Annotated in this window: 24 protein-coding genes and 1 pseudogene; 14 read left to right on the top strand and 11 right to left on the bottom strand. The window is 61.9% G+C overall.

The genetic code is table 11. From position 1 onward, the window contains the following. Nucleotides 1-98: 98 nt before the first annotated feature. The 7 genes from ACYVHK_RS07430 to ACYVHK_RS07400 all read right to left on the bottom strand — a co-directional run bounded on the left by ACYVHK_RS07430 (nt 99) and on the right by ACYVHK_RS07400 (nt 6,887). Nucleotides 99-1,010 (bottom strand): DMT family transporter, encoded by a 912-nt coding sequence (locus tag ACYVHK_RS07430; protein ID WP_460529230.1) that lies wholly within the window; start codon nt 1,008-1,010, stop codon nt 99-101. Next, on the bottom strand, nt 1,010-1,990 hold the full coding sequence (locus ACYVHK_RS07425; protein ID WP_460529227.1) for an L-threonylcarbamoyladenylate synthase: 981 nt from the start codon (nt 1,988-1,990) through the stop codon (nt 1,010-1,012). The genes ACYVHK_RS07430 and ACYVHK_RS07425 overlap by 1 nt, the downstream gene beginning before the upstream one ends. A gap of 62 nt (nt 1,991-2,052) precedes the next feature. After that, on the bottom strand, nt 2,053-3,642 hold the full coding sequence (locus ACYVHK_RS07420) for an efflux MFS transporter permease (protein WP_460529224.1): 1,590 nt from the start codon (nt 3,640-3,642) through the stop codon (nt 2,053-2,055). 52 nt (nt 3,643-3,694) lie between these two features. Next, nucleotides 3,695-4,333 carry a LysE family translocator gene (locus tag ACYVHK_RS07415; protein ID WP_460529221.1) on the bottom strand — a complete coding sequence of 213 codons (639 nt, stop codon included), beginning with the start codon at nt 4,331-4,333 and terminating at the stop codon, nt 3,695-3,697. Between the two features lie 31 nt (nt 4,334-4,364). Beyond that, the gene (locus ACYVHK_RS07410) at nt 4,365-5,123 is read right to left on the bottom strand and encodes a metallophosphoesterase family protein (protein WP_460529218.1); all 759 of its coding nucleotides are present in this window, start codon (nt 5,121-5,123) and stop codon (nt 4,365-4,367) included. A gap of 15 nt (nt 5,124-5,138) precedes the next feature. Beyond that, complete coding sequence (locus ACYVHK_RS07405; protein WP_460529215.1) at nt 5,139-6,197, bottom strand: HlyD family secretion protein; 1,059 nt, start codon at nt 6,195-6,197, stop codon at nt 5,139-5,141. 66 nt (nt 6,198-6,263) lie between these two features. After that, nucleotides 6,264-6,887: a TetR/AcrR family transcriptional regulator gene (locus ACYVHK_RS07400; protein WP_460529212.1), complete on the bottom strand. Its 624-nt coding sequence runs from the start codon at nt 6,885-6,887 to the stop codon at nt 6,264-6,266. A gap of 144 nt (nt 6,888-7,031) precedes the next feature. On the opposite strand from ACYVHK_RS07400, the gene ACYVHK_RS07395 reads away from it, so the two are divergent. Beyond that, a complete protein-coding gene (locus ACYVHK_RS07395) occupies nt 7,032-7,838 on the top strand; it encodes an alpha/beta hydrolase (protein WP_460529209.1) in 807 nt (268 codons plus the stop codon). Further along, nucleotides 7,835-8,413, top strand: coding sequence for a C40 family peptidase (locus tag ACYVHK_RS07390; protein WP_460529206.1), 579 nt, complete (start codon nt 7,835-7,837; stop codon nt 8,411-8,413). Before ACYVHK_RS07395 ends, ACYVHK_RS07390 begins: the two co-directional genes overlap by 4 nt. An 88-nt stretch (nt 8,414-8,501) precedes the next feature. Here ACYVHK_RS07390 and ACYVHK_RS07385 read toward each other — a convergent pair whose 3' ends face one another. Further along, nucleotides 8,502-11,558, bottom strand: coding sequence for an Rne/Rng family ribonuclease (locus ACYVHK_RS07385; RefSeq protein ID WP_460529203.1), 3,057 nt, complete (start codon nt 11,556-11,558; stop codon nt 8,502-8,504). Between the two features lie 566 nt (nt 11,559-12,124). On the opposite strand from ACYVHK_RS07385, the gene ACYVHK_RS07380 reads away from it, so the two are divergent. From ACYVHK_RS07380 to motD, 5 genes are all read left to right on the top strand, one after another. Continuing rightward, nucleotides 12,125-13,078, top strand: coding sequence for an RluA family pseudouridine synthase (locus ACYVHK_RS07380; RefSeq protein WP_460534034.1), 954 nt, complete (start codon nt 12,125-12,127; stop codon nt 13,076-13,078). Then, nucleotides 13,071-13,727, top strand: coding sequence for an HAD family hydrolase (locus ACYVHK_RS07375; RefSeq protein ID WP_460529200.1), 657 nt, complete (start codon nt 13,071-13,073; stop codon nt 13,725-13,727). The genes ACYVHK_RS07380 and ACYVHK_RS07375 overlap by 8 nt, the downstream gene beginning before the upstream one ends. Continuing rightward, the gene (locus ACYVHK_RS07370) at nt 13,720-14,091 is read left to right on the top strand and encodes a Rieske (2Fe-2S) protein (protein WP_460529198.1); all 372 of its coding nucleotides are present in this window, start codon (nt 13,720-13,722) and stop codon (nt 14,089-14,091) included. The genes ACYVHK_RS07375 and ACYVHK_RS07370 overlap by 8 nt, the downstream gene beginning before the upstream one ends. A 33-nt stretch (nt 14,092-14,124) precedes the next feature. Beyond that, a complete protein-coding gene (locus tag ACYVHK_RS07365; RefSeq protein ID WP_460529195.1) occupies nt 14,125-15,078 on the top strand; it encodes a S49 family peptidase in 954 nt (317 codons plus the stop codon). A gap of 83 nt (nt 15,079-15,161) precedes the next feature. Then, nucleotides 15,162-15,956, top strand: coding sequence for a flagellar motor protein MotD (motD, locus tag ACYVHK_RS07360; protein ID WP_460529192.1), 795 nt, complete (start codon nt 15,162-15,164; stop codon nt 15,954-15,956). Between the two features lie 58 nt (nt 15,957-16,014). Here motD and sugE read toward each other — a convergent pair whose 3' ends face one another. The 3 genes from sugE to flgM form a co-directional block, all read right to left on the bottom strand. After that, the gene (gene sugE, locus ACYVHK_RS07355; RefSeq protein WP_460529189.1) at nt 16,015-16,338 is read right to left on the bottom strand and encodes a DMT family transporter; all 324 of its coding nucleotides are present in this window, start codon (nt 16,336-16,338) and stop codon (nt 16,015-16,017) included. Between the two features lie 86 nt (nt 16,339-16,424). Next, nucleotides 16,425-16,907 carry a flagella synthesis protein FlgN gene (locus tag ACYVHK_RS07350; RefSeq protein WP_460529186.1) on the bottom strand — a complete coding sequence of 161 codons (483 nt, stop codon included), beginning with the start codon at nt 16,905-16,907 and terminating at the stop codon, nt 16,425-16,427. 99 nt (nt 16,908-17,006) lie between these two features. Further along, nucleotides 17,007-17,312, bottom strand: a complete 306-nt coding sequence (gene flgM / locus ACYVHK_RS07345; RefSeq protein WP_460529183.1) for a flagellar biosynthesis anti-sigma factor FlgM — start codon at nt 17,310-17,312, stop codon at nt 17,007-17,009. Nucleotides 17,313-17,516: 204 nt separating this feature from the next. On the opposite strand from flgM, the gene fliW reads away from it, so the two are divergent. The 7 genes and pseudogenes from fliW (at nt 17,517) to ACYVHK_RS07310 (ending at nt 24,975) form a co-directional block, all read left to right on the top strand. Next, nucleotides 17,517-17,933, top strand: coding sequence for a flagellar assembly protein FliW (fliW, locus tag ACYVHK_RS07340; protein ID WP_460529180.1), 417 nt, complete (start codon nt 17,517-17,519; stop codon nt 17,931-17,933). Between the two features lie 147 nt (nt 17,934-18,080). After that, on the top strand, nt 18,081-19,049 hold the full coding sequence (locus tag ACYVHK_RS07335) for an acetyl-CoA carboxylase carboxyltransferase subunit alpha (protein WP_460529177.1): 969 nt from the start codon (nt 18,081-18,083) through the stop codon (nt 19,047-19,049). After that, the gene (gene tilS, locus ACYVHK_RS07330) at nt 19,018-20,364 is read left to right on the top strand and encodes a tRNA lysidine(34) synthetase TilS (RefSeq protein ID WP_460529174.1); all 1,347 of its coding nucleotides are present in this window, start codon (nt 19,018-19,020) and stop codon (nt 20,362-20,364) included. The genes ACYVHK_RS07335 and tilS overlap by 32 nt, the downstream gene beginning before the upstream one ends. A 202-nt stretch (nt 20,365-20,566) precedes the next feature. Further along, entirely contained in the window at nt 20,567-22,345 is a 1,779-nt protein-coding gene (locus ACYVHK_RS07325) for a zinc ribbon domain-containing protein (RefSeq protein WP_460529172.1), read from the top strand. A gap of 45 nt (nt 22,346-22,390) precedes the next feature. Then, nucleotides 22,391-22,666, top strand: a pseudogene (locus ACYVHK_RS07320) (zinc ribbon domain-containing protein); the annotation flags it as partial. 678 nt (nt 22,667-23,344) lie between these two features. Continuing rightward, nucleotides 23,345-23,743: a hypothetical protein gene (locus tag ACYVHK_RS07315; RefSeq protein ID WP_460534066.1), complete on the top strand. Its 399-nt coding sequence runs from the start codon at nt 23,345-23,347 to the stop codon at nt 23,741-23,743. Nucleotides 23,744-23,793: 50 nt separating this feature from the next. Next, nucleotides 23,794-24,975 carry a hypothetical protein gene (locus ACYVHK_RS07310; protein WP_460529169.1) on the top strand — a complete coding sequence of 394 codons (1,182 nt, stop codon included), beginning with the start codon at nt 23,794-23,796 and terminating at the stop codon, nt 24,973-24,975. Nucleotides 24,976-25,008 lie beyond the last annotated feature (33 nt).

Genomic DNA, 25,008 nt, shown 5'->3' with positions numbered 1-25,008 from the left:
TCGGTTTGTTTCTGGTGGGACGGCGCGATTGTAACGGCTCTCGGTGCTTTGTTCCGCCTGCACAGCGGCTTGAGCAGCAAAAAAGCAGCAATCGGGCTTCAAGCGGTCTTGGCCTTGCTTATCCAACTGACACCGGCCAGTACCAGGCCCAGTCCCAGCATCTGCATCAGCGAGAACGGCTCGCTGAGAATGATCCAGCCGAACACGATGGTCAGCACCGGGCCGATGGTGCCCATGGCTGCTGCACGGCCGGCACCCAGCCGCTCCACTGCGCGGGCGGCCAGCCAGATCGGCAAGACGGTGGAGACCAGCGCCATCGCCAGTGCCCAGCCCCAGACTCCGGCGGCCTGGTCCAGCAAGGAGGCCACTGGCCGCGTCAAGGCGAAATGGCTCAGGACGAAGCCGCAGGCGACGGCGCCGGCAAGCCCGGACAGCCGGCTTGCGCCCAGACGCTTCACATAGCGCCCGGTACCCAGGTAGTAGGCTGAAAAGGTGAGGGCAGAAAGGAATACCCAGCCCGCCCCCAGCAACACGCGGCCACTGGCTTCGGTGTTCCGCAGGTCGTGCCAGAAGGCAGCCAGCAAGCCCAGGTAGCACAGCCCCATCGCCGCCCATACCCGCCCGCTGATCGGCTTGCGGCGCCAGCCTGCCTCCATCAGCAGTACCAGGGTGGGATAGGTAAACAGGATCAGCCGCTCCAGGCCGGCGGTGATGTACTGCAGACCAAGGAAATCAAACAGGCTGGAAAGGTAGTAGCCGACCATACCAAGGATCACCATGCCCAGCTTGTCGGCACGGGACAGGGGTTCTCCACCTGACTGGCGTATCAGCCAGACGAAGGCGGGCAGCGCGAGTGCCATGCGCATGGCAAGCAGGGTAATGGCATCGACCGGTCCGGCCGCATAGGCCAGCTTGACGAAGATCGCCTTGAGCGAGAAGCCGGCGGCAGACAGCAGCGCCAAGGTGCGGCCGTCGTGCCACCAGTGCAGCTTGACCGGCGCGTCGGTCATCAATCAAGCCGGCGGGTAGTCGCCCGCTTCACCCGATCGTTGACGGCCAGCCAGTCGGCCTGCTGCGGTGGTGATTCAAGCAGCAAGGCATCGAAGCCGCCAAGATCGAACTGCCGCAGGGTGGCGTAAAGCGTATGCGCGTAGGGTTCGGCGTCAGCAGGCATGGCCTGTGTCTCCACGCCGCAGATCGTGTTGCCGAGCGGCGTGTAGTGGAGCAGGGCCACTTTCTCACCCGCCTCAAAGCGTCGATAGGCTTCGTTTTCCAATGTCGACAGGCTGCCGACCAGCAAGGGAGTCCGCGGTGCGTAATGAGAGTCGAGCAGGCCGGATACGCGGATCTGCGCGGTAGACGGCTTCTCGTGGTGTACCAGCTTGATCCCCAGTACCGACTCGATCGCCGCTGCGGGCACGCCACCGGGGCGTAACAGGGTGGGGTGCTCGCCGGTCAATCCGACAATGGTGGACTCGACCCCAACCTTGCACGGACCGCCGTCCAGGATCAAGGGCAGCCGGGCGCCAAACTCGTTATAGACGTGCTGGGCCGTCGTCGGGCTGACATGGCCAAACTGGTTGGCCGAGGGCGCAGCCAGTCCACCGCCAAAGCGCTGTAGCAGCTCATGGGTCAGCGGGTGGGCGGGGGCCCGCAAGCCAACCGTGTCCTGGCCACCAGTCACGGCGTCGGGGACATGGTCCTTGCGCTTGAGGATCAGCGTCAGCGACCCCGGCCAGAACGCATCGGCAAGCTTCCAGGCGGCGTCGGGAATATCCTGCGCCCAGTCGGCCAGCTGTGCCTTGCCGGCGATATGGATGATCACCGGATGGTCGGCCGGCCGGCCCTTCAGGGCAAAGATCTTGGCGACGGCCTCGGGCTTGGAAGCGTCTGCCGCCAGGCCGTAGACGGTCTCGGTCGGAATGCCGACCAGTTCACCGGCTTGCAGCAGTGCCAGAGCCTGGTCGAGGTTGGTGGAGATCGTATTCATGGTGCCGATTTTACCCGGCCAGCGCTGGCGCCGGCCTGTTCATTTGCCGATTTAGCAGGTCTTCAGTGTGCAGCGTCCGTGGGCTGGGCCATGCGGGGTGGTTTGTTCATCCACAGCAACAACGGCAGCAGCAGGCAGATGGCCACGCCGAACATCAGGAACAGGTCGCTGAAGGCCAGCATCATCGCCTGCTTGTTGACCTGCATGTCGATCAGGGCATAGGCCTTCTGCGTCGCATTGATGGCGGCATGCCCCTTTTGCTCGAACATCTGGGTAAACAGGCTCAGCCGATCGCCCATGGCGTCATTGTCGCTGGATAGGTGGCTGACCAGACCCGCCCGCTTGCTGTTCTCGAACTTGACCAGCAGGGTGGCGGACAAGGCGATGCCCACGCTACCGCCCAGTTGCCGGGTCAGGTTGTAGATGCCGGTAGCGTCCGGTATCTCGCGTGGCGATACCGCGGCCAGCGTCAGGTTGTTCAGCGGCATGAACACCAGGCCCAGGCCAAAGCCACGCAGCAGCAGCGGCCAGAAGAAATCCTGCTGACCGGATTCGGTCGTGAACAGATGGTGGCCCCACATTGCATACATGAACACGATGGCGCCAATGCTGATGACCAGCCGCGCGGGTACGCCTCGCGCCAGCAGCTTGGCCGCCACCGGCATGGTGAACGCCGCAGCCAAGGCCGAGGGCAGGATGATCATGCCGGTCTGGAAGGCATCGAAGCCGATCAGCGTCTGCGCATAGACCGGGAACAGGAATACCGTCGAGAACAAGGCCGCGCCGAGGAAGAACGTGAAGATCAGGCCGACCGAGTACTGGCGGTCATGCAGGATGCGCAGGTTGACGATAGGATGGTCGATTTCCAGCTGCCGGATGACAAAGGCGAACAGGCTGACGAAACTCAGGATCGTGTAGGTAATGATCTCGGCCGATTCGAACCAGTCCTGCTTCTCGCCACGCTCCAGCATCAGTTGCAGCGTGCCTACGCCAATGGCCAGCAGGATCAGACCCAGGTAGTCGACCGAGTCGGCGATCTTGCGATGCGCCGAGTCAGGTACGTAGACCAGGACCAGAAACAGGGCTGCGGCGCCCAGCGGCAAGTTGATATAGAAGATCCATGGCCAGGAGTAGGTATCGGTCAGCCAGCCACCTACGGTCGGGCCGAGGGACGGCCCAAACATGATGCCGATACCAAAGATGGCCATCGAGGTGGCGATTTCCTTGGGTGGGAAGACCTCGAACATCGTCGCCTGCGCTGTCGCGATCAGGCCGCCACCGCCAAGGCCCTGGACTATGCGCCAGAACACCAGCTCACCGAGCGAGTGGGCATTGCCGCAAGCCCAGGACGATACGGTGAACACCAGAATGGACATCGCAAGGTAGTTACGGCGGCCGAACTGGTTGGCCAGGAAGCCGGAAATCGGCAGGACGATCACGTTGGCGACAACATAGCCGATCGATACCCAGGTGATTTCATCCAGCGTCGCGCCGAGTGTCCCCATCATATGCGGTACGGCGACGTTGACGATGCTGGTGTCGAGCAATTCCAGCACGCAGGCCAGCGTCACGATCATCGCGATGATGAAGCGGTTGCGATGGATGCTGACAGCGTCGGTACTGCGTAGCAGGCCGGGAAGAATAGGCTTCATGATTGCGTCTTGTTGGTTGGCGCGATGTATCGATGGCGGGTGGTGACGGGCTTCATCCTTGACGGGTGAATGCAAGCCGCACACCGAGCAGGATGAAAAGGGCGCCAATGCTGCGGTTGAGCCAGGCAGTCACGCGTGCACTGGTCTTGATGCGGCGGCTGGCAGTCGCGGCCGTATAGGCCAGGAAGTGGCACCACAGCATGCCGTTGAAATTGAATACCGCCCCAAGAAAGACAAAGGCCAGTGCCTTGCTCGGTGCTGCCGGCTCGATGAACTGCGGCACGAAGGCGAGGAAGAACAGGGCAACCTTGGGGTTCAATACATTGGTCCAGAAGCCTTGCCAGTAGATGCTGCGCAGGCCGGCCGGCGGCACGCTGACGGTTACCTCGTCCCCGGTGTCACGCAAACGGCTTCGTAGCATCTGCAGGCCTACCCACACCAGGTAGGCGGCCCCCAGCAGCTTGACCACGGTAAAGGCCAGTGCCGAGGTGGCCAGCAAGGCAGACATGCCCAGTGCTGCCGCGACAATATGCACGAAGGTCCCGCTGCCTATCCCCAGTGCAGCAGCGGAACCGGCCCGAAAGCCCTGGCTGGCCGCCCGGCTGGCGATGTACAGGGAATCGGGCCCCGGCGTGATATTCAGCAGCAGGCCCGACATGATGAACAAGGCAAGATCGTGGGTGCCTAGCACGCAGGGCTCCTGCTTATCTGGTGTAACGACATCAGGCGCTCCTGCCCGGCCGTAAGGCATAGCCGGTTCGCAAGGCATACGCCCAGTCCGGGCGCTGGTTGCGCTCGGCCTGCACTGCGGCCGCCTCGGCATCGTAGGGCAGGGTGATCAATGCCGCACGCCAGCCGGATAAGGTCTTCTCGACGATGGCATAGCGCGCATCCGGGCTGCCATTTTCGATGAAGTGCAGATAGGGATGATCGTCGTCGTAGGCCTGCAGGCCCACGCTGCCCGGATTGACCAGCAAGCTGCCATTGGCAGCCCGCATGGCACGCGGTACATGCGTGTGACCACAGGCGATCAGGCCATGTCGGGCCGTGCCTTGCCGCATCGCAATTTCCTCGGCATCGGCCAGGCGTACGCCGGATGGCGTCACGGACTCCATGAAGTAGACCAGGTCACTGTCCGGCGTGCCATGGCAGAGCAGGGCATCATCCAGCGCCAGAGGTAGGCTGGCGGGCAAGCTTGCCAGCCAGGCCATGGCTTCCGTACCCAGTTGACCATGGGCATAGCGATCGCTCTCGCCCATGCGCGCAGGCTCCTGGGTCAGCAACTGCCGCTCGTGGTTGCCCGCAAGCTGCGACCAGGGCTGCTGCATCAGCAAGGCGGCGGTTTCCGCGGGCCACAGCGGGCCGCTCAGGCTGTCTCCGAGATTGGCAATATGGTCGACACTTCGCTTGGCGATATCCGCCAGCACGGCTTTCAGTGCCGGCAGGTTGCCGTGGATGTCGGAGAGTAGCGCGAGCCGCATGATGCAAGACCTCGATTAACGGATGCGGATACTGGCGACCACGCTCATACCGGGACGCAGTGGCGTGGCGTTGGCATCGAAACTGTCCAGCTTTACCTTGACCGGTACACGTTGCACGACCTTGGTGAAGTTGCCGCTGGCATTGTCCGGTGGCAGCAGGGCGAACTTCGCCCCCGTTGCCGGGCTGAACGAATCGACCTTGCCGGTGAAGGTCTTGCCGGGATAGGCATCGACTTCCACCTCGACCGTCTGGCCGACCCGTACGTCACCCACTTCGGTTTCCTTCAGATTGGCAGTCACCCAGACATCATTGAGCGGGACGAGGTACAGCAGGGTCTGGCCAGGCTGCACCAACTGACCCACTTCGACCGACTTCTTGCTGGTCACGCCGGCCATCGGCGCCAGCACCTGGGTATCCTTGTACTGGATCGCAGCCAGGTCCCGCTGGGCGCGTACCGAATCCACCTTGGCCTGAGCCGACTTGAGGCCGGCGCCGGCTACGCCCACCTGCTGCGTGGCGGCGCTGGCGGTATCGCGCGAGGTCTTCAGTTGGGATTCTGCTGCGCGTTCGGCATTCAGGGCAGCATCCAGCTGCGCGGAGGTAGCCATGCCCTTGGTGGCGAGCGACCTTGTACGGAGGAGGTCATTGCGGGCGCGTTCGGCGTTGGCCTCGGCCATGGCGATGGTCGCCGTTGCCGCTGCGGCGCTGGCCTGGGCGTAGCCGATCTGGGCTTCTGCCTGGCCGGTACTGCCCTTGCTGCCGGCGGCCGCGATGGCAATATTCAGGTCCGCCGTCGCCTGGGCAAGCCGGGCGCCATAGTCGCGATCATCGATCTTCACCAGTTGGCTACCTGCAGCCACGCTCTGGTTGTCGGTAACGTTGACGGCTTGTACATAGCCGGAGACCCGCGCGGCGATAGGCACGATATGACCTTCGACCTGCGCATTGTCGGTATCGACGAAGGTCCGGCCATGCCACCAGTGGTAGGCGATCCAGCCGCCGATGCCTAGCAGGGCAACAATCAGGACTAAACGGGCTTTGGTTTGTTTTTGTGCTTGAGGCGCGTCGCTCATAGGGCTTCCAGTAAAAGACTACGACATCCGCACGGGATGTTCACTCGAGTGGGGAGACAAGGACGATCAGCGCTTCATGCCGCTCATCATCAATTCAAAATGAAACCGGGCGAAGGTCTTGAGGTCGATGACCTCCGGGTCGCACAGTGCAAAGCTCTGGGTCCACACCTTGGTCATCATCAGCGGGGCCGTGGTGGCCCGTGTCGCGAGGGCAATATCGACCGGACGGAACTCGCCGGAAGCCACGCCGCGCTCGATCACCGCCGCAAACAGCTTGCGGCTACGCAACACCACCTCATCCATATAGAAGCGAGCCAGTTCCGGAAAATTGCTGGCTTCCGCAATCATCAGCTTGGCAATGCCGGTCGTGGGGGATTCGGTCATGCGATCTGCCCAGCGCTCCAGCAAGGTCCAGAGCAACTCCTCGCTGCTGCCCCGGTACTCGGCAACCACGTTTTCGGCGAACTCCAGGTTGGGTAGCACGGTTTCCCGGACGACGGCCTTGAACAATTCTTCCTTATTGTCGAAGTACAGATACACCGTGCCCTTGGTCACGCCGGCCAGTTTGGCAACGTCATCGAGACGGGTAGAAGCGAAACCCTTGTCGACGAACAAGGTCAGCGCGGCTTCGATGATCTCGGCCGGACGCGCTTCCTTGCGACGCTTCCAGCGTGGCGGGATGGTATCCATGATGATTCCTATGCTAATGACTTCTTGGTAATTTATTACTTAATGAACCCAAGGTCAACAAATGCGGGGCGCTGATTGTCTCGAATCGATGAATGGCGTAAGGTGCCGGCAATGCTCAAGCTGTTTCATAAGAAATAAATACAAGTGACTGAAAATTATCTGGAAATTGTCGATTGCCAGCCGCCGGCCGCCTCGGCCAAGCCGCCTTTGCTGTTCTTGCATGGTGCGTACGCCGGAGCCTGGTGTTGGCAGCCGAATTTCCTGCCTTACTTTGCAGGGCGAGGCTATCGCAGCTATGCATTAAGCCTGCGCGGACACGGTGGCAGCGAGGGGCGTCAATACCTGTCGGTCACGGCCGTTGCCGACTATGTGGCCGATGTTGCCCTGGCTGTCCGGCAGATCGAGGCAAGCTGCGGGCAGCTCCCTGTCTTGATTGGCCACTCCATGGGCGGCTTCCTCGCGCTTGCCTATGCCCGGGAAAGGGCCGTACCCGGCCTGGTCTTGCTGGCAAGTGTGCCGCCTGAAGGATTGATGGGATCGGCGCTGAACATGTTCTGGCAGCATCCGCAACTCTTGTGGGAGTTGAACCTGCTGCAACACGGCGGCGCTGCGCCCCACCTGAAGAAGTTGCGCGAATTGCTGTTCTCGCCCGATATGGACGAACAACAGTTGCTTGGGTACGCCGGGCATTTCCAGCATGAGTCCGATCGGGCCCTGGTGGAGATGACGATGCCGCAATTCGATCTGCGCCCACCCGTCGGCATGCCACCCGCACTGGTCCTTGGCAGCGAGGGCGATAAATTGATGCGACCCCATCTGGTGCATAGCGCAGCCCGCCATCTGGGGGTAGAGGCCGTGCTGCTGCCGGAAGTGGGGCATATGTTGATGTTGGATACGGCATGGCGCTCCGCCGCCGATGCCATTGCACCCTGGTTGGAGACCTTGCCATGAATGTTGTCACCCCTTCTTTGACCGGCATGCCCAATCGCCGGCGCTGCGCCGGTCTGATCCTGCTTGGATTGCTGCTGGCAGGCTGCGCCAGCAGCCCGCCCAAACCGGTGGCCAGCAATCGCCCGGCGCAGGGCAAGGCGGTGACCAAGGCCGAGCCTCGGCCGGATGTGAGCACCAGCCGTATTGTCGCCAGCGATTCCGGACGCGAAATCGTCATGTACGCGCTGGGCTTGATCGACGTGGGTTATCAGTTCGGCGGCAAGAACCCGGAGGCGGGGCTGGATTGCTCAGGTATGGTCAGCTTCATCTACCGCAATGCCGTCGGTATGGACCTGAAGGGTAGTGCGGCGGACATTGCCCGACGCGGCCGTAGCGTTCGGCGCGAAGAGCTGCAGGCGGGGGATCTGGTGTTCTTCAATACCATGAATCGTCCGTTCTCCCATGTCGGTATCTATATTGGCGACGAGAAGTTCATCCATGCGCCGAGTACCAATGGCCGGGTGCGGATAGAGAGCTTGAAGACCAAGTATTTCGCCACCCGATTTGAAGCTGCCCGTTCGGTACTGCCGACATAAGCACTAAATGGACGAGGTGATGCCTTGTCCACCAAGTAAAACAGGGGAGCCCGTGGGCTCCCCTGTTTCATTGGAACATTGCCGCTGATCAGGCAGTCTGTTCCGGCTTGTTTCCGTTTGCCGCGGCCTGGCTGGTTTCCACCATGACCAGTTCTTCCTGCACCGGTGCAGCCTTTTGCTCAGGCTTCACCTCGCTGCGACGACGGCGGGTCGGCGCGGCAACGGTGGGCAGTTCCATCGGCTCGAAGGACTTCAGCTGGGTGGCCACCTGAACGAGGCCCACATCTTCCGGTCGGCCGATTTCCGGCAGAGCAGGGGTAGCAGGCTTGGTTTCGCTGACTTGCGGTGCGGCAGCCAGTACTTCGGCGGCCTTTACCACGGCTTCGATCAGGTTGGCCTGAACAGGTGCAGTGACTTCCTGAGCCGGTTCGGCAACTTCAGCGGTCGGAGCTGGTGTTTCGATGACCGGTGCTTCGATCTTGGCGATCTCGGCGACCGGGGTGATCACTTCAGCGGCTTCGACAACTGCGGCTTCTACCTTGGCTTCAACAGGCGCAGCTTCAACGGCAACACGCTCTTCACGAGCAGCGACTGCCGGAGTGCTGGGTTCAGCCGCCGCTACCGGTGCAACATCTGCAACGGTGGCTGGTGCGCTTGCTACATCGGCCGGCGCTGCGACGTTGACATGCTCCTGCTCGGTCGGTGCGGCACCTTCGTCCTGCGTGTTGCCACCTTCTTCGCCTGCCAGTGCCTGGTTGGCCTCGACATTGCGCTCACCGCGACCACCGCGACGGCCACGACGACGACGACCGCGGCCTTCGTTACCTTCGGTGGCTTCGCCTTGCTGACTATCGATAGGCAGCAGTTCCTGCTGGCTCGGCTCTTCACCGGCCTCGGTTTGCGGCTTGGGTTCGGCTTGCGGGCGTGGCTGGCGTTCCTGACGCGGTTCGCGTTCGGCACGTGGCTCACGTGGTTCGCGCGGTTCACGTTCCGGACGTGGCTCGCGCTCCGCGCGCGGCTCACGTGGCTGGCGGGGTTCACGCTGCTCGCGTGGCTCACGCGGTTCGCGCTCGGCACGTGCCTCGTTGTTTTCCCTGCCTTGACGCGGTTCGCGCGGCTCACGGGGTTCGCGACCCTCGGTAGGGCGCTCGTTACGACCTTCGGCCTGACGATCATTCTGACGCTCGGCGCGGCCTTCGCCACCTTGGCGCTCATTACGACCTTCTCCGCGATCACGACGCTCGCCACGTGGCGGACGCGGTTGCTCGTCCTCCTCGATACGCGGCTTTCCGCCGGCACGGCGCTCTTCGTTGTTGCCGTTGCGCTTGCCTTCGTTGCGTTGCTCGTTGCGATTGCGGTTGCCCTCGCCGCGGCCTTCGCCACGACGGTTGCCACGGTCTCGGCCACCCTTGCTCGCCGGCACCGGCTGTTTCACTTCCTCGACTTCTTCACCCTTGAAGAAGCGGATGATGCGATCGAACAGCGATGGCTTGGCGACAACAGGGGCTGGCTTTTCAACAGCGATCGGGGCCGGCTGCGTCGGGGTTATGCCCTTGACGGCGGCTTCCTGGCGCGGCTTGGCCGGCTCGTTGTCCTTGCCCTTGCCGTTGCCTTGCTCTTCTTCGGTTGGGGCTTCCATCATCTTGTACGACGGCAGGACTTCCTCGATGTGGTTGAGGTCGTCGTGGCGCAGGCGGGTGATGGTGTAGTTCGGGGTTTCGAGGTGGATGTTCGGGATCAACACCACGCCAACCTTGAGGCGGGACTCCACCGAGAAGATCTCGGCGCGTTTTTCGTTCAGCAGGAAGGTGGCAACATCCACCGGCACCTGTGCGTGTACCGCACCGGTGTTTTCCTTCATGGCCTCTTCCTGAATGATGCGCAGGATGTGCAGGGCCGAGGATTCGGTACCACGGATGAAGCCAGTGCCGTGGCAGCGCGGGCATGGCTGATGGGCGGTCTCGCCCAGCGACGGTTGCAGGCGCTGGCGGCTCAGTTCCATCAGGCCGAAGCGCGAAATCTTGCCGGTCTGGACGCGGGCACGGTCATGGCGCAGGGCATCGCGCAGGCGGTTTTCCACCTCACGCTGGTTGCCGGCCTTTTCCATGTCAATGAAGTCGACCACGATCAGGCCGCCCAAGTCACGCAGGCGCAACTGACGAGCGATTTCGTCGGCGGCTTCCAGGTTGGTACGGGTCGCGGTTTCCTCGATATCGCCGCCCTTGGTGGCACGGGCCGAGTTCACGTCGACCGACACCAGTGCTTCGGTATGGTCGATCACGATGGCGCCGCCCGAGGGCAGTGCTACGTCACGGGAGAATGCGGTTTCGATCTGGTGTTCGATCTGGAAGCGCGAGAACAGCGGGACATCGTCCTTGTACATCTTCACGCGGTTCACGAAGCCAGGCATCACATGGCTCATGAACTGGCGGGCCTGCTCGTACACGAATTCGGTATCAATCAGGATTTCGCCAATGTCGGGCTGGTAATAGTCGCGAATCGCGCGGATGACCAGGCTGCCTTCCTGATAGATCAGGAACGGGCCGTTTTGCGAGCCGGCGGCGTTCTCGATGGCGCGCCACAGTTGCAGCAGGTAGTTCAGGTCCCACTGCAGCTCTTCGGCGCTACGGCCGATGCCGGCGGTGCGGGCGATGATGGACATGCCAGCCGGCACGTCCAGTTGGTCCATGGTGGCACGCAGTTCCTGACGCTCTTCACCCTCGATACGGCGCGATACACCGCCGCCACGAGGATTGTTCGGCATCAGGACCAGATAGCGGCCAGCCAGGGAGATGAAGGTGGTCAGGGCGGCGCCCTTGTTGCCGCGCTCGTCCTTTTCAACCTGGACGATCAGCTCCATGCCTTCCTTCAGCGCGTCCTGAATACGCGAACGGCCATCGGCGCCTTCCTTGAAATAGGCGCGGGCAACTTCCTTGAAGGGGAGGAAACCGTGACGATCGGTGCCGTAGTCAACGAAGCAGGCTTCGAGAGACGGCTCGATGCGGGTGATGACGGCCTTGTAGATATTGCTCTTGCGTTGTTCCTTGCCGACGGTCTCGATATCCAGATCGATGAGCTTCTGACCGTCAACGATGGCGACACGAAGCTCTTCGGCTTGTGTCGCATTGAACAGCATGCGTTTCATGTTTTGTTCTCCCGCCGCCGGACAGGCAGGGGCGAACACACCGACGGTGGATGACCGTCGAGGGAAGACTCAGGCGAAGTGGCGTTGCGTATGGTTAGGCAAGGCAAGAATTCCTGGGGTTCCTGTACTGTCGTCGCGGCCGAGAGGTCGTTGCCGCGCACGGGTGTGTTCTTGGTGCCGACTGATAGCCAGGGTAGGGGCATCAGCCTGCGTATGTCCGGTCGTGCGTTTTGTCACTTTGTACCGTCGTTGCTTGGCGGTGAACGACGTTAACCGCACCGGCTTCTGGCCTGGTCCGTGTTTCCCCTGTTTTTGCGCATCGAGCGCTTGCGTCTGCCTTGCGCGCTAGGTGCCGAAAATGATCAGTCGGCACGGCAAGAGAGAAAAAGACGCGGGGGAAAGAGCGGGAAAGGCCGCGCGAGCCGGTCGCGCGTGAGATAATCCGTCGCTTTAACAGACCGCATCGGCGACTGAGTGGCCGGAACGGTGGAACGGATGGTCTTGTTTCCGGTGGTACCGGTAAGACCGGCCTGAGCGGTTGGCAAGACCGCATGAGTATATGTCAGATGCACAACCCGAGCAAAGTTTCCTACCTCACTGTCGATGCTGAAGAAGCCGGCCAGCGGTTGGACAATTATTTAATGAAGTGTCTCAAGGGCGCGCCCAAGTCGCTGATCTACCGGATCGTCCGTTCCGGGGAGGTTCGCGTGAACAAGGGGCGGGCCGATGTGACCTACCGTATCCTGGAGGGCGATCACATCCGGATTCCGCCCATCCGGCTTGCGGAGCCTGGCGAAAAGCCCGATCACTCGGTCGCGGCTGGCCGTGGCCCGGCGCTGCCCATCCTGTTCGAGGACGAGGCGCTGCTGGTCATCGACAAGCCGGCCGGCATTGCCGTGCATGGCGGCAGCGGCATCAGCTTTGGCGTGATCGAGCAATTGCGCGCACAACGGCCGCAGGCCAAGTTCCTGGAGCTGGTGCACCGGCTGGACCGGGAAACCTCCGGCATCCTGCTGGTTGCCAAGAAGCGCAGTGCGCTGGTCGCGCTGCACGAGATGCTGCGTAGCGACCGCGGCATGGACAAGCGTTACCTGGCGCTGGTCAAGGGTGTATTTCCCGATGCGCGCCGCCATGTGAAGTTCAAGCTGCAGAAGTATGTGACGGCAGATGGCGAGCGACGCGTCAGCGTCAACCCGGACGGGCAAGATTCCCATACGATACTGAATCGTCGCGCGGCCTTTACCGAGGCCACCTTGCTGGAGTGCGAGCTGAAGACCGGCCGTACCCATCAGATTCGCGTGCATTGCGCCCAGTCGGGTTTCCCCATCCTCGGGGACGACAAGTACGGTGATTTTGCGCTCAACAAGGCCTTGCCGCGGCAGGGGCTCAAGCGCATGTTTCTGCACGCCTGGCGGTTGAACCTGAACCACCCCCTGGCGGGCACCCCGTTGCAACTGGAAGCGCCGCTGCCCCAGGAACTGCAAACCTATATGAATACACTGGACAAGATCGATGGCTGAACGCTTTGACCTGCTGATCTTCGACTGGGATGGCACGCTGGCCGACTCGACCGCCCTGATTACCCATTCCATTCAGCAAGCCTTCGCCGATGCCGGCCTGCCGGTGCCGAATCGCAAGCAGGCCAGCTTCGTGATCGGCTATGGCCTCAATGAGGCGATGCAATACCTTGCGCCGGCTGCAGGCCAGGAGGAGGTGGCACGGGTGGTGGAAGCCTACAAGCACCACTATCTGGCCCGTGATGGCGAGATCGCCCTGTTCGAGGGTGTGGCTGACGCGCTAGCGCACTACAAGGCTGCGGGCTATCACCTCGCCGTGGCGACCGGGAAATCACGGCGCGGGCTGGATCGGGTGCTGGAGCAGACCGGTCTTGGCGTGTATTTCGACGCCACCCGCTGCGCTGACGAGTGCCACTCCAAGCCGCATCCGCAGATGATCCTGGAGCTGGTCGAATACCTCGACGTGCCGGTTGCCCGCAGTGTCATGATCGGTGACACCACGCATGACCTGCAGATGGCCAGCAATGCCGGTGCTGCCGGCTTGGGTGTGGCCTATGGCGCACACCCCAAGGACGAGCTGCTGGCCTTGCAGCCCTTGGGCCTGTTCGACAGCTTCACCGAACTCGATGGATGGCTGAGGCAGCATGGCTGATTTCGAACCTGGTGCGCGCAAGTGGCGTGTCTGCGCCAGTGATGAACTGCCTGACGGCGGCCTGGGCAAGCGCTTCCAGGCGGAGTGGGCGGGCACGCCGGCGCCGGCTTTCGTCGTACGTTGGGGCGGCAGGGTGCATGGCTATCTCAACGAGTGTGCGCATATTCCGGTCGAGCTCGATTTCAACGAAGGTGACTTCTTTGATCTGAGCCGGTCCTATTTGATCTGCGCGACGCACGGCGCTTACTATAGGCCCGATACCGGCTTGTGCCTGGGCGGCCCCTGCAAGGGCGCCCGCCTGACCAAGCTGGCGGTAGTGGAAGAGGGTGGTGAGGTGTTCTTCCTGCCTGATGCCCATATATAAAAGATGACTGTCTGATAGAGATCGAGGGAAAGCATGAGCGAGCAGCAAGATCCGAACTGGGAACGTCAGGTGCTGGAAAAACTGGTAGTGACCGCCCTGAAGGAGCAGCGCAAGGGTCGTAACTGGAGCATTTTCTTCAAGTTTGCCGGTTTCGCCTGGCTGTTCCTGTTCCTGGCCGTGATTGTCACCTGGCGGCATGGCGATGCCGGTGAGGGTGGCAGCCGCACCATGGGGCCGCATACAGCACTGGTGGATCTCACGGGCGTCATTTCCGCCGGTGACAATGCCAATGCAGACAATATCAATGAAGGCCTGCGCAATGCCTTCAAGGACAAGAACACCAAGGGCGTGATCCTGCGCATCAACAGCCCAGGCGGCAGTCCGGTACAGGCGGGCCAGATCAATGACGAGATCAAGCGCCAGCGCAAACTCCATCCCGCCATTCCGCTCTATGTGGTGGTGGATGACATCTGTGCCTCCGGTGGTTATTACGTCGCAGTCGCTGCCGACAAGATCTTTGTCGACAAGGCTAGCCTGGTGGGTTCGATCGGTGTGCTGATGGATGGCTTCGGCTTTACCGGTGCAATGGAAAAACTGGGTGTCGAACGACGTCTGCTGACGGCTGGCGCCAACAAGGGCTTCCTGGATCCGTTCTCGCCGCAATCGGCAACCCAGGTGGACTACGCCAAGCAGATGCTGGGCCAGGTGCATCAACAGTTCATCGATGTGGTCAAGCAGGGGCGTGGCAAGCGTCTGAAGGAGACGCCGGACATGTTCTCGGGCCTGGTCTGGAGTGGCGAGAAGAGCATCGAGCTCGGTCTGGCCGATGCCTATGGTTCCGCCGATAGCGTTGCCCGTGATGTGATCAAGGCCGAGGAAATTGTCGATTTCACCCCGCGTGAGGACTGGGCGCAACGCTTCGCCCGTTCCATCGGTGCCTCGGCAGGTGCCAAGCTAGGCAGTTATTTCGAGTTCAAACTAAAGTAAATGGCATAAGGGGCGATGTCGGCGTTGCCGTCATCGTCCACTTTCAAGACCAAAGTCGAATCTAGAGGGAGCTGGGGAGGGGTATGGCGCGCAAGCACAAGCCGGAAGAGCACGAAAACCATGAGCGCTGGCTGGTCTCCTACGCCGACTTCATCACGCTGCTGTTTGCCTTCTTTGTGGTGATGTATGCCATCTCCCAGGTGAACGAAGGCAAGTACAAGGTGCTGTCCAATTCGCTGACCGTGGCATTCAATAAGCCCGACTCCTCGACCGATGCGTTGATCAAGAATGACCCGAACGGCAATAACCAGAGCCTGATCGCCTTGCCCTATAAGCAGCGCCGTGAGGTGGCCCAGGCCCAGCAACTGGTGCAGGAGCGGGCCCAGCAAGCCGCTGCCATGAAGGATATGGCGGTGGAGATGAAGCAGGATCTGGCTAAGCTGATTGACCAGGGTCAGGTCAGGGTGACGGAAAGCAAGCGTGGTATCGCCATCGAGGTCAATGCCAGCCTGCTGTTTCCGGTCGGCTCCGCGACCCTGGATGCCAAGTCATCCGAGTCGCTTTCCAGTATCGCCAAGAAGCTGGCTGGTAGCGAGAATCTGATCCAGATCGAGGGCCACACCGATAACGTGCCTATCGCTTCGCCGCAATTTCCCTCCAACTGGGAATTGTCGGCCGCCCGCGCAGGTACGGTGGTACGCCTGTTCGAAGCCAATGGCGTGGCGGCCAAGCGTCTTGTTGCGTTGGGCTACGCCGAGAACCGGCCGATGGAGCCAAACGACAGTGCTACCGGTCGGGCGCGTAATCGAAGGGTGACGATCCAGATTCTTGCAGATAACAAGGATGAGGTAGCAACGCTGCCGATGCCGGGCCAATAAAGGTCGGTGCATCGGGGTTGCAATGGAAAGCCCGCCGGTATGGCGGGCTTTTTTGCGCCTAGCTTGGCTGACCCACGAGCTTGAGCCCGACGATACCGGTCACGATCAGGCCCACGCAGAGCAGGCGTGCCAGGCTGGCGGATTCGTCAAACAGAAATATCCCCAGGATGACCGTGCCAACGGCGCCTATGCCTGTCCATGCGGCGTAGGCGGTGCCGAGCGGCAGGGTGCGTACTGCCAGCCCCAGCAGGCTGACGCTGGCCACCATGGCTAGCAGGGTGGCAACGCTGGGCCAGAAGCGAGTAAAGCCTTCGGTGTATTTGAGACCCACCGCCCAGCCGATTTCCAGCAGACCTGCCAAGGTAAGAATGATCCAGGCCATGGTACGGCCCTCCTGATTGCTTGGGGCCGTCCCCATGTTTCAGAAAACTGGAGCGGGTCGTCCCGCAATCCGGTCAGGTGCTTGAATCAGGCTTTGCCCAAGGAGCCGGTGGAGCGCGACAGGCGCGGTTGGCCGTAGGCGTCGTAGGATAGATTCGAATTCTGACTGCTCTGCAGCAGGCTCATCAATTGCTGGTTCTGCTGCTGGCGCGTGTGGATCAACTGACCGTTGGTCGTGTTGAGTGCGCTGGCGTGTCGCGCCGCCTGGATAAGCTTGTCCCAGGTGGCCGCCAGTTCGGGCAGCAAATCCGCAGGCAGGTTGCGGGCCTGTGTCAGCGAGTGGGGAGGGTGTGGCGACAGTTCCACGCCGTTGATCTCGAACAGCCGCTTTCGCTCCTTGGCCAATTGCTCCAATGCCATGGCATGTCCCGCCTTCTGCTTGGACAGGGTTTCCAGTTCGGCCAGGGTATTGTCGATCAGCGCCTGCTGCTCCAGCTCCAGCGTCCCGATGAAGTTCTGGATGTGGGTAAGCTCGTTCTCAAGTGCGGTCTGGAGCAGAGGGGTGGACATGGCAGCTTTCCAGTCATAGGGCCTATACAAAAAACAACCGGCCTACCGAGCGGGTCGGTGGCCGGTGTAGGGCTAGTATGCCTTGTTCGACGAACGGCGTCAGGTCTTGCCGGACAGCAGTTCCTTGACGCTGGCGATCAACTTGTCGGCGATGGCGTCGGCCTGGATCGTGAAGCGCCCATCCTTGATGGCCTGGCGTATTTCGGCCACCTTGCTTTCATCAATCACGGGCTGGGAGGCGAGGTTCGACTCCAGCGACGCCAATCGGGCGCTGAAAGCCTTGATATCCACGCTGTCGCCGCGCGATTCCGCGCTCGCGACCTCTCCGCCGCCTGTCTTGGCGGCAGCTTTCGCCTCGCCGCGAGACGGCGCCGTGATCGGCTTGCCTGAGTTATCGATCTTCATAACGATCCTCTTCCCGGCTACATTGGCCGAGTCCTGTCTATGGTCTACGCACCATATCGACAGGATATTGAAAAACTTTAGCCCGATGTGAATAAAATCTGTAAACAAGCATAAACATTCGTATCTGCCGCACATCAGGTCTTGGCGCTCATGCCTTATTTCGGCTAGATTTCGTGCAACTTGAAGGCTGGGAGCCATAAATCCATGCAAGTCGTTACCCCCCGCTTCGGCGTGATAGATATCGATGAGAACACCGTCATCAACTTTCCCGACGGACTACCCGGGTTTGAAGATTGCACGCGTTTCAAGTTGTTGCACGAGGATGTGCCCGAGCCCAAGGTAATGTGGCTGCAATCGCTCGATGATCCGGCGGTTGTTTTCAGCGTTATTGATACCCGCCGCATGGGCTTGCACTACCAATTGACCCTCAGCGACGAAGAAGCCGCACTGATTCAGCTCACAGATAGCGAAAATCTTGCGCTACTTCTCACCCTGACACGTGACGGTACCGGGGCTGGAATCAAGGCCAATACACAGTCCCCGATTCTGCTGAATGTCGCTAGCCGCCTGGCTTTCCAGAAGGGTGGTGTACGTGCGGAAATCGTCTTTACCAACGAGTGAGTGGGTGCCGAAATTGCCGGACGGCTGCTTGAACGGCCGTCATGTCAATCTTGCGGGGCGGCTGAGTTTCGCCATAATGGCGCGATTTCGCCGAACGTCCGGCACTACCGGAGCGCGTACGCTTAAGCGACGTGGCCTGCAGCAAGTATGAAAACCACATTCCTCGACTTCGAACAACCCATTGCCGAGCTCGAAAGCAAGATCGAAGAGCTACGCTTTGTGCAGGATGATTCGGCGGTCGATATCTCGGTCGAGATCGATCACCTGCAGAAAAAGAGCCAGGAGCTCACCAAGGCGATCTACAGCAAGCTGTCGCCCTGGCAAATTTCGCAGGTTGCCCGTCATCCGCAGCGCCCTTATGCGCTGGACTACATCCGCGAAATCTTCACCGATTTCGAAGAACTCCACGGTGATCGTAGCTATTCCGACGATCCAGCCATCGTCGGTGGCCTGGCTCGGCTCAATGGCCAGTCCGTCATGGTGATCGGCCATCAGAAGGGCCGCGATACCAAGGAAAAGATCTATCGCAACTTCGGCATGCCGCGCCCCGAGGGCTATCGCAAAGCCCTGCGGCTGATGCGCCTGGCAGAAAAATTCAATCTGCCGGTCGTTACCTTCGTCGATACCCCCGGCGCCTATCCAGGCATTGGTGCGGAAGAGCGGGGTCAGTCCGAGGCCATCGGGCGCAATTTGTTCGAGATGAGCAAGCTGCGCGTACCGGTGGTCGTCACCGTGATCGGTGAAGGCGGATCGGGTGGAGCCTTGGCCATTGCGATTGGTGACGTGGTGCAGATGCTGCAATACGCTACCTATTCGGTGATCTCGCCGGAAGGTTGTGCTTCCATTCTCTGGAAGAGTGCGGAAAAGGCACCGGAAGCCGCAGAAACTCTGGGGATCACCGCCAGCCGTCTGAAAACCCTCGGTCTGGTGGACAAAGTGGTGGCAGAGCCTACCGGTGGCGCGCATCGCGATACCCAGGCCATGATGCTGACCCTGCGCAAGAGCCTGCAGGATGCCCTCAAGAGCCTGCAAGACAAGCCCGTCGACAAGCTGCTGGAGACCCGTTTCGAGCGGCTGATGAGCTATGGCAAGTACAAGGAAGTTACCTCGGCCTGATCAGGCCGAGTCTCTCTACCAGCGTTTTCGCCAACTGGCTGCCCGGCATATCCTGCCGGGTGCCAGCGTGGCGGTCGCCTATTCGGGCGGACTCGATTCCTCGGTATTGCTCGCACTGTTCCTGCGCCTGCGCACGGAACAGCCTCTGCAGCTGCAAGCTTTTCACCTGCATCATGGTCTTAGTCCGTCAGCGGATGACTGGTTGGCGCATTGCGCCGACTATTGCCTGCGGCACGGTATTGCGTTTTCTCATGAAAAAGCCGGCCTGGATGCCAGTGCGCCGGACAGCCTCGAGGCGCGGGCTCGCAGCGCACGCTATGCGGCATTTGCCCGGCTGGATGCCGAACTGGTGGCCCTGGCCCATCATCGTGACGATCAGGCTGAAACGGTGCTCTACCGTCTAGCGCGTGGGACGGGGGTGCATGGCGCTGCCGGCATGCCGTCGGCCCGGCCGCTGGCTGAGGGCAAGCGGATATGGCGGCCGCTGCTGGCAGAGTCGCGCGAACAGCTTCACAACTATGCCCTGGTGCAGGGCTTGCAATGGGTCGAGGACGAGAGCAATGCCTCGATCGAGTACGACCGCAATTATCTGCGACAGCAGGTCATCCCGGCGCTGCTGACGCGTTTTCCGTCTGCGCAAAGCGCCATTGCCCGTGCAGCAAGGCACTTTGCCGAGACCGCCAGCCTGCTCGACGCCATCGCGGAGCAGGATGCGGGAGTCTGGACGCCCCGCCTTTCGCTGGCACGCCTGCGCGATCTGGCCGGGCCGCGCCAGCGGAACCTGTTGCGCTGGTTTCTGGCCGGTCACGACATGCGCCCCGATGAGCGACAACTGGTCCTGCTGCTCGAGCAGTTGCTGACTGCACGGGAAGACGCCAATCCCTGTCTGAGATTGGGTGAGCGGGCGGTCCACCGATACAGGGACGAGATCTGGCTTGCGCACTGGGTTGCCGAGCCTCCGGATCGGCCAGTTGCCGGTGAGGGTAGGCTGACGCTGCCTGGCTGGCAGGGCGAGTTGGTCTGGATGTCCCGGCCCGGCGGCCTGGTGGCTGAGGCGCTGACCGGCCTCTGGGCCAGGCCGAGACGCGGCGGCGAATCCCTGCGACCACGGCAGGGCGGTCCCAATCGTCCGGTCAAGCTGCTTTTGCAGGAGGCGGGGATCCCCCCCTGGTTGCGTACCCGCTGGCCCTTGCTGTGGCAAGGCGAGAACCTGGTGGCCGTTGCCGGTATTGCGACGGCGGCGGAATTCCAGGCCAAGGACGAGGGCAGTTGGCCCGCCTGGCGACCGCAGGACTGGCCGGATTTCCAGGGCTGACATCCGAAAGGGCGGGTGACGCCCGTCGCCCTTCCTCCCCGCTACGCTGATTGTCCTGTCATCTGCGCAGGCGATTCCTTTCGTTGCACGCTATACCTGATTGGGGATGGCGGCGATGCACGGTCAGCATGCAGCTGCGTAAGGGGAGATGGGTCAAATCATCAGGATTGACCCAGGCTGCCTCGTGTTCAGGGGAATGCCGGTGAGCTACGACTTCAATAACCAGAGCCAGTTACAGCTGCCCAACCCCTTGCGGGTACAAAACCTGTTCCTTGGATTGTCTGCGCTGGTCTACCTGCTGGCCGGCGTGGCCATCCTGCTACTGGTTCGGGGACATGCGCAAGGTAACGCGGGGCCTGCCCGTTATCTGGGCATCGTGCTGGCGCTGGGTGCCTTGCTGGCGGGTGGTCGCTATGCCGCGCGTTGCTTTTCGCAACTGCGCTTCTTTTTTGGCCGGGGGCGCCCCAGCAACCTGGCGGCGGAGCTGAAGCCCGGGCAGGCAGCGGAGAATCCCAGCGGCCGCCAGGTGGCAGAGATGATGCGGCACCAGGCCCTGACCATACCGGAGCCCAATGGCCCGCTGGACGGCCTGCTGTACTCGACCCTGCCGAACCTGATCTACGCCCCCTTGCAGGTACAGGGACTGGCGCGCCGCCAGTTCATGAAATTGCTCAGCATGGGCGCCTTGCTCGCCTCGCTGGTGGTGGCTTTGCTGTTCGGCGGCCTGGGCGCGGGTGAGGCCGCCAGCAAGGTCACGGCCTGGATGGGGCTGGTGTACCTGTTCTTTGCGCTGCAGAACCTTCTCGGTGAAGTCAGTGCGGCCAGCGTGGATGATGGCCGGACGGTCCTGACCGTCAAGGGGCTCGCCATCCTGGTGGTCTTTTCCCTGGTCGGGCCGGTGCTGCTGATGATGTTTGCCGACAAATTGCCGAGCCTCCGTGCCGTCTCACCGTTTCCTTATGTCTTCGTGGTGATGGTGGCGGGTCTGGTGGCGTATGGCCTGTTCTTCCGGGCCTTGATGCTGCAACTGCGGGCGCCGCCACAGACAACGGTCGCCAGCAAGACCGATGTCTGGAACATCAACTGCCACCCGGGGCAGGTCATGGAGGAATTGGATCGGGTGATGCAGGATGGCTGGACCGAAAAAATCCCGAATCGTCGCTACCTGCGGCAGGAGCCGCAGATTGACCTAGACGCAAAGACAGGCCAATTCAGGGCCGAAATGCTGGAGGAGACCCAGCCCATGCCGGCGATGGGTGCATCGCCTACCCTGGCAAGCACCCTGGCCGAGCCGCGCATGCTGCCGGTGCTGCTGTTGGCCCTGCTGGGGGCGTTGTCACATCTGGTTGCGGCAATCGCGCTGGTAGCTTTGAGCCTGACATTGCGTGACGGATTCCAGTGGAGTGCAGCCCACCAGTGGGTGATCCTCGGCCTGACGTTCTGGGCGCTGGGGGAGTACAGCCTGGCGGCAAGCCAGTCCTTGTGGATGCGCTTCGATTTCCGCTCGCGTCTGTTCTGGCTGGAAATGGCTGGACGTTACGTCAGTGCAAGCCTCAAACACGGGAATATGCTGCAGGATGCCATCCAGACCAGCAGTTCCGTCGTGAAGATCGAAGCCATGACTTTTCGCCTGTGGGCTGCCGAGATCCACACCGTGACCTTCGACAAGGATGGTGCCCGGACTGTGATCGGCATGGCGGCGCTACCCGAGGTCGTCAAGGCGCTGGCCGAGCGGCTGCAGCAGTTCATCAACAACCAGTCGATCATCCTGGCCCCGGCGGGCAACGCCGATATGGCCCGGCACGCCCATCTTGCGCAACTGAACCAGGCCAGCCGGTCGCCAGATGCAGCCAAATCCATGCTGGAGAACAATCCGGCAGGCGCTGGTGGATTGGCGGCGCTGCTGAGTTGCCCCGCCTGTCAGGCCATCGTTGCGCCAGACGATACATTTTGTGGCAGTTGCGGCGCCAGGTTGGAGTGAATCCGGCTATTGCCGGCAGATGGCAGTGTTGAGAAGGGGTATCGCATGCAATGTACGGCCTGTCAGGCAGAGAACAAGCCCGGTGCAAAATTCTGCAAGGCATGTGGCGGGCCCTTGTCGGCATCCTCCGACATCAGTCCACCTGCGACGTGCAGCCGGTGCGCGGCCCCCTTGGCGGCAGGGGCAAAGTTCTGTCGGGCCTGCGGTACGCCAACGGTAAGGCCTGCCGAGCCGGCAGCGAGGAATGAGGAAATCCGGGAGCGGGATGGTGATCGCAATGCCGCTGTATCGGCATGCCCTGCCTGTGCGGCGCCCTGCGCTGCGGATGCACGCTTTTGCCGCAAGTGTGGCCATCGCTTTGGCGAGCCGCTGCCCGGGGTGGCGCCGGTGATTCCCGCTGCACCGGCAAAGAAGGAGGCTTCCCCGATATCGCCGCCTGTTGCGCCGATATCGCCTCCGCCGGAGGTGGCGACACCCACAGTGTCAAATCCGCCTGTCGAGCTGGTTATAGAACTGGCAGATGAGCCCGCGCCGCCATTGTCTGAGCCGCCCATGATATCGGTACCGGTTCGTGGTCCTGACCAGTCTGTACCGGCGGTGGTAGCGCCAGCCCATATCACGCCGGACCCATGGAAGCACGCCCGGCAGCCTGTACCGCCATCTGCGCAGGAGGTTGGTCCCGGCTCGAGCAGGGTGCCATTGATCCTGGGTGGGGTATTGCTGTTGGCGGCCTTGATCGCCGTGGCTTGGTGGCGACTATCTGCAGGCCAGCCGTCCACCCCGGCGCCGTTACCGGCAGAAGCGACACCCGTCTTGCCTGAGCCCGCACTCGCACCAAAGCCAGAAACGGCGCCGGCATCTCCGTCGGCGTCGATGCCGGCCGCCACTGCGCCTGAAAAACCGGTCGAGACGGTGCCTGATACCCCGGTGTTGGCAGATAGCCCGCCATCCGCGCCAGAACCGGCGCCTGCCGCGACCAAGCCCCCGGATACCAGGCAGATGCTGGCGGTGGCCAAGGCACTCCGCCCTCAGCCGGCCAATTGCGAGGACGGCGCACGCTGGTTGGGTGAGCAGTTTGGCTTGTCAGCCAAGGCGGCTCAGAAGCTCGCAGGACGGGCGTTCGTCACCCAGTGCCAACCCAAGCCGGCGGAAAAACCTGCTGCGGTCATCGCGGAACCGGTGCTGAGCGCAAAACCGCAGGAAAGCGCTCCCCCAGCGCTGAGCATTGACGAGCAATACAACCAGCGTGTTGCCGCGGAGTGCGCGCGCGGGCTGTTTGGTGTGGTGTGCCGGGACAAAGTGAAAAACGAGCTATGCAAGGGGCGAATGAGCGAGAAGCCCGGGCCGGGCGAGTCACGCTGCAAGCAGGCGCTCCAGCAGGATACGCGAGACCATTGACCCGCAGCTGGTACAGCATGGGACTCACACTGTTTTCTCCGGGAGAGAACATGGAAACGACCACCGTACAGGTGCAGGGCATCATGCGGTCGACCGAAGCGGTCAGCAACTGGCGGGCGCTCGCCATGGCTGGGCTGGCCGGGATCGCTTACGCGCTGATGTTCATGCTGAGTGGTTTCATCATGGCGAGGCTGGGCGCCTGGACCGGCATCGTCATGCTGCCGGCTACCTTGTTGGTACTGCTGATCGGCTACTCCGCCGTGGGCTTTCTGCTGATGCGACAGGTGCAGGGAGAATCCATCAGCATCGGGGACGCCCTGTTGCAGGCGACGTTCACCGTGCATCGCCTGGTGGGCGTGGCGCTTTGCCTGCTGCTTATTCTGCTGGTGGGCATCATCGTGGCGGCAATCGTCTTGCTGCTTTGCCGCATTCCGGTGCTTGGTCCCATCCTGTTCACCGTTGCCTTGCCCGTGCTATCGCTTGCGCTGGGCTTGTTGCTGGTTGGCCTGTTCTATGTGGGGTTGCCTCTGGCGGCGCCAGCCATCTGGGAGGGGAATACCACCATGCAGGCCCTGGCCAAGCTGCTGGGGATCATCAGGCAGCGGCTGGTCAGCGTACTGGTCGCCTATGTGCTGCTGACACTGTTGCTGATGTTGATCGGCCTGCTGGTGGGTTCGGTACTGGGAACAGGATATGGCCTGGTCCTGGGCCTGTCGGGAATGGTCGGCGTGCCGGTAGGCGGGGGCCTCATGCCGCAACTGATGGGGCATATGTCTTATGGCGGGGGCCCTGCGGAGTTTGCCGGTCCGGGCTACGACGGCATGCATAGCGGCGGGCACCTGGTGGCTTTGGGCCTGGGGTTGGGGATGCTTTTCCTGCTTGGCATGCTGGTGCCGGCCGTCATTTTCATTCGTGGCGTCTGCCTGATCTATCTGCAGGCGATACAGGGGCTGGATTTCTCGGGGGCAGAGGCGCAATTGCAGCAGGCACTGCTGGAAGCCAGGCGCAAGGCCGAGGCAGCTCGGCAGCGCGCCGGAGAAAAGATCGATGAGGTAAGGGCCAAAACGGAGGCGCAACGCGCCGCGGCCGCGAAGCCTGATGCCGCATCTGAACCTTCCGGTGGCTTGCCCTCGGGGCCGGTGATCCAGCCAAGGCACTGCAGCCAGTGCCAGGCGCTATTGGCGGAGGACGATATTTTTTGTGGTGAGTGCGGTACCCGCAATCCGCGCTGAGGAGCGACCTGCCAGACCGTCGGTCCCGCGACG

This window comes from Chitinimonas naiadis (genome assembly GCF_054780835.1).
The sequence above is the reverse complement of the archived record's forward strand: the minus strand, read 5'-3'. Positions and strand labels throughout refer to the sequence as shown.

Bases quoted from the DNA above. Each gene is read 5' to 3' on its own strand.
- ACYVHK_RS07430 (WP_460529230.1), bottom strand. From the start codon at position 1,010: ATGACCGACGCGCCGGTCAAGCTGCACTGGTGGCACGACGGCCGCACC.
- ACYVHK_RS07425 (WP_460529227.1), bottom strand. From the start codon at position 1,990: ATGAATACGATCTCCACCAACCTCGACCAGGCTCTGGCACTGCTGCAA.
- ACYVHK_RS07420 (WP_460529224.1), bottom strand. From the start codon at position 3,642: ATGAAGCCTATTCTTCCCGGCCTGCTACGCAGTACCGACGCTGTCAGC.
- ACYVHK_RS07410 (WP_460529218.1), bottom strand. From the start codon at position 5,123: ATGCGGCTCGCGCTACTCTCCGACATCCACGGCAACCTGCCGGCACTG.
- ACYVHK_RS07405 (WP_460529215.1), bottom strand. From the start codon at position 6,197: ATGAGCGACGCGCCTCAAGCACAAAAACAAACCAAAGCCCGTTTAGTC.
- ACYVHK_RS07400 (WP_460529212.1), bottom strand. From the start codon at position 6,887: ATGGATACCATCCCGCCACGCTGGAAGCGTCGCAAGGAAGCGCGTCCG.
- ACYVHK_RS07390 (WP_460529206.1), top strand. From the start codon at position 7,835: ATGAATGTTGTCACCCCTTCTTTGACCGGCATGCCCAATCGCCGGCGC.
- ACYVHK_RS07385 (WP_460529203.1), bottom strand. From the start codon at position 11,558: ATGAAACGCATGCTGTTCAATGCGACACAAGCCGAAGAGCTTCGTGTC.
- ACYVHK_RS07380 (WP_460534034.1), top strand. From the start codon at position 12,125: ATGCACAACCCGAGCAAAGTTTCCTACCTCACTGTCGATGCTGAAGAA.
- ACYVHK_RS07375 (WP_460529200.1), top strand. From the start codon at position 13,071: ATGGCTGAACGCTTTGACCTGCTGATCTTCGACTGGGATGGCACGCTG.
- ACYVHK_RS07370 (WP_460529198.1), top strand. From the start codon at position 13,720: ATGGCTGATTTCGAACCTGGTGCGCGCAAGTGGCGTGTCTGCGCCAGT.
- ACYVHK_RS07365 (WP_460529195.1), top strand. From the start codon at position 14,125: ATGAGCGAGCAGCAAGATCCGAACTGGGAACGTCAGGTGCTGGAAAAA.
- motD (WP_460529192.1), top strand. From the start codon at position 15,162: ATGGCGCGCAAGCACAAGCCGGAAGAGCACGAAAACCATGAGCGCTGG.
- sugE (WP_460529189.1), bottom strand. From the start codon at position 16,338: ATGGCCTGGATCATTCTTACCTTGGCAGGTCTGCTGGAAATCGGCTGG.
- ACYVHK_RS07350 (WP_460529186.1), bottom strand. From the start codon at position 16,907: ATGTCCACCCCTCTGCTCCAGACCGCACTTGAGAACGAGCTTACCCAC.
- flgM (WP_460529183.1), bottom strand. From the start codon at position 17,312: ATGAAGATCGATAACTCAGGCAAGCCGATCACGGCGCCGTCTCGCGGC.
- fliW (WP_460529180.1), top strand. From the start codon at position 17,517: ATGCAAGTCGTTACCCCCCGCTTCGGCGTGATAGATATCGATGAGAAC.
- ACYVHK_RS07335 (WP_460529177.1), top strand. From the start codon at position 18,081: ATGAAAACCACATTCCTCGACTTCGAACAACCCATTGCCGAGCTCGAA.
- tilS (WP_460529174.1), top strand. From the start codon at position 19,018: ATGGCAAGTACAAGGAAGTTACCTCGGCCTGATCAGGCCGAGTCTCTC.
- ACYVHK_RS07315 (WP_460534066.1), top strand. From the start codon at position 23,345: ATGCTGGCGGTGGCCAAGGCACTCCGCCCTCAGCCGGCCAATTGCGAG.
- ACYVHK_RS07310 (WP_460529169.1), top strand. From the start codon at position 23,794: ATGGAAACGACCACCGTACAGGTGCAGGGCATCATGCGGTCGACCGAA.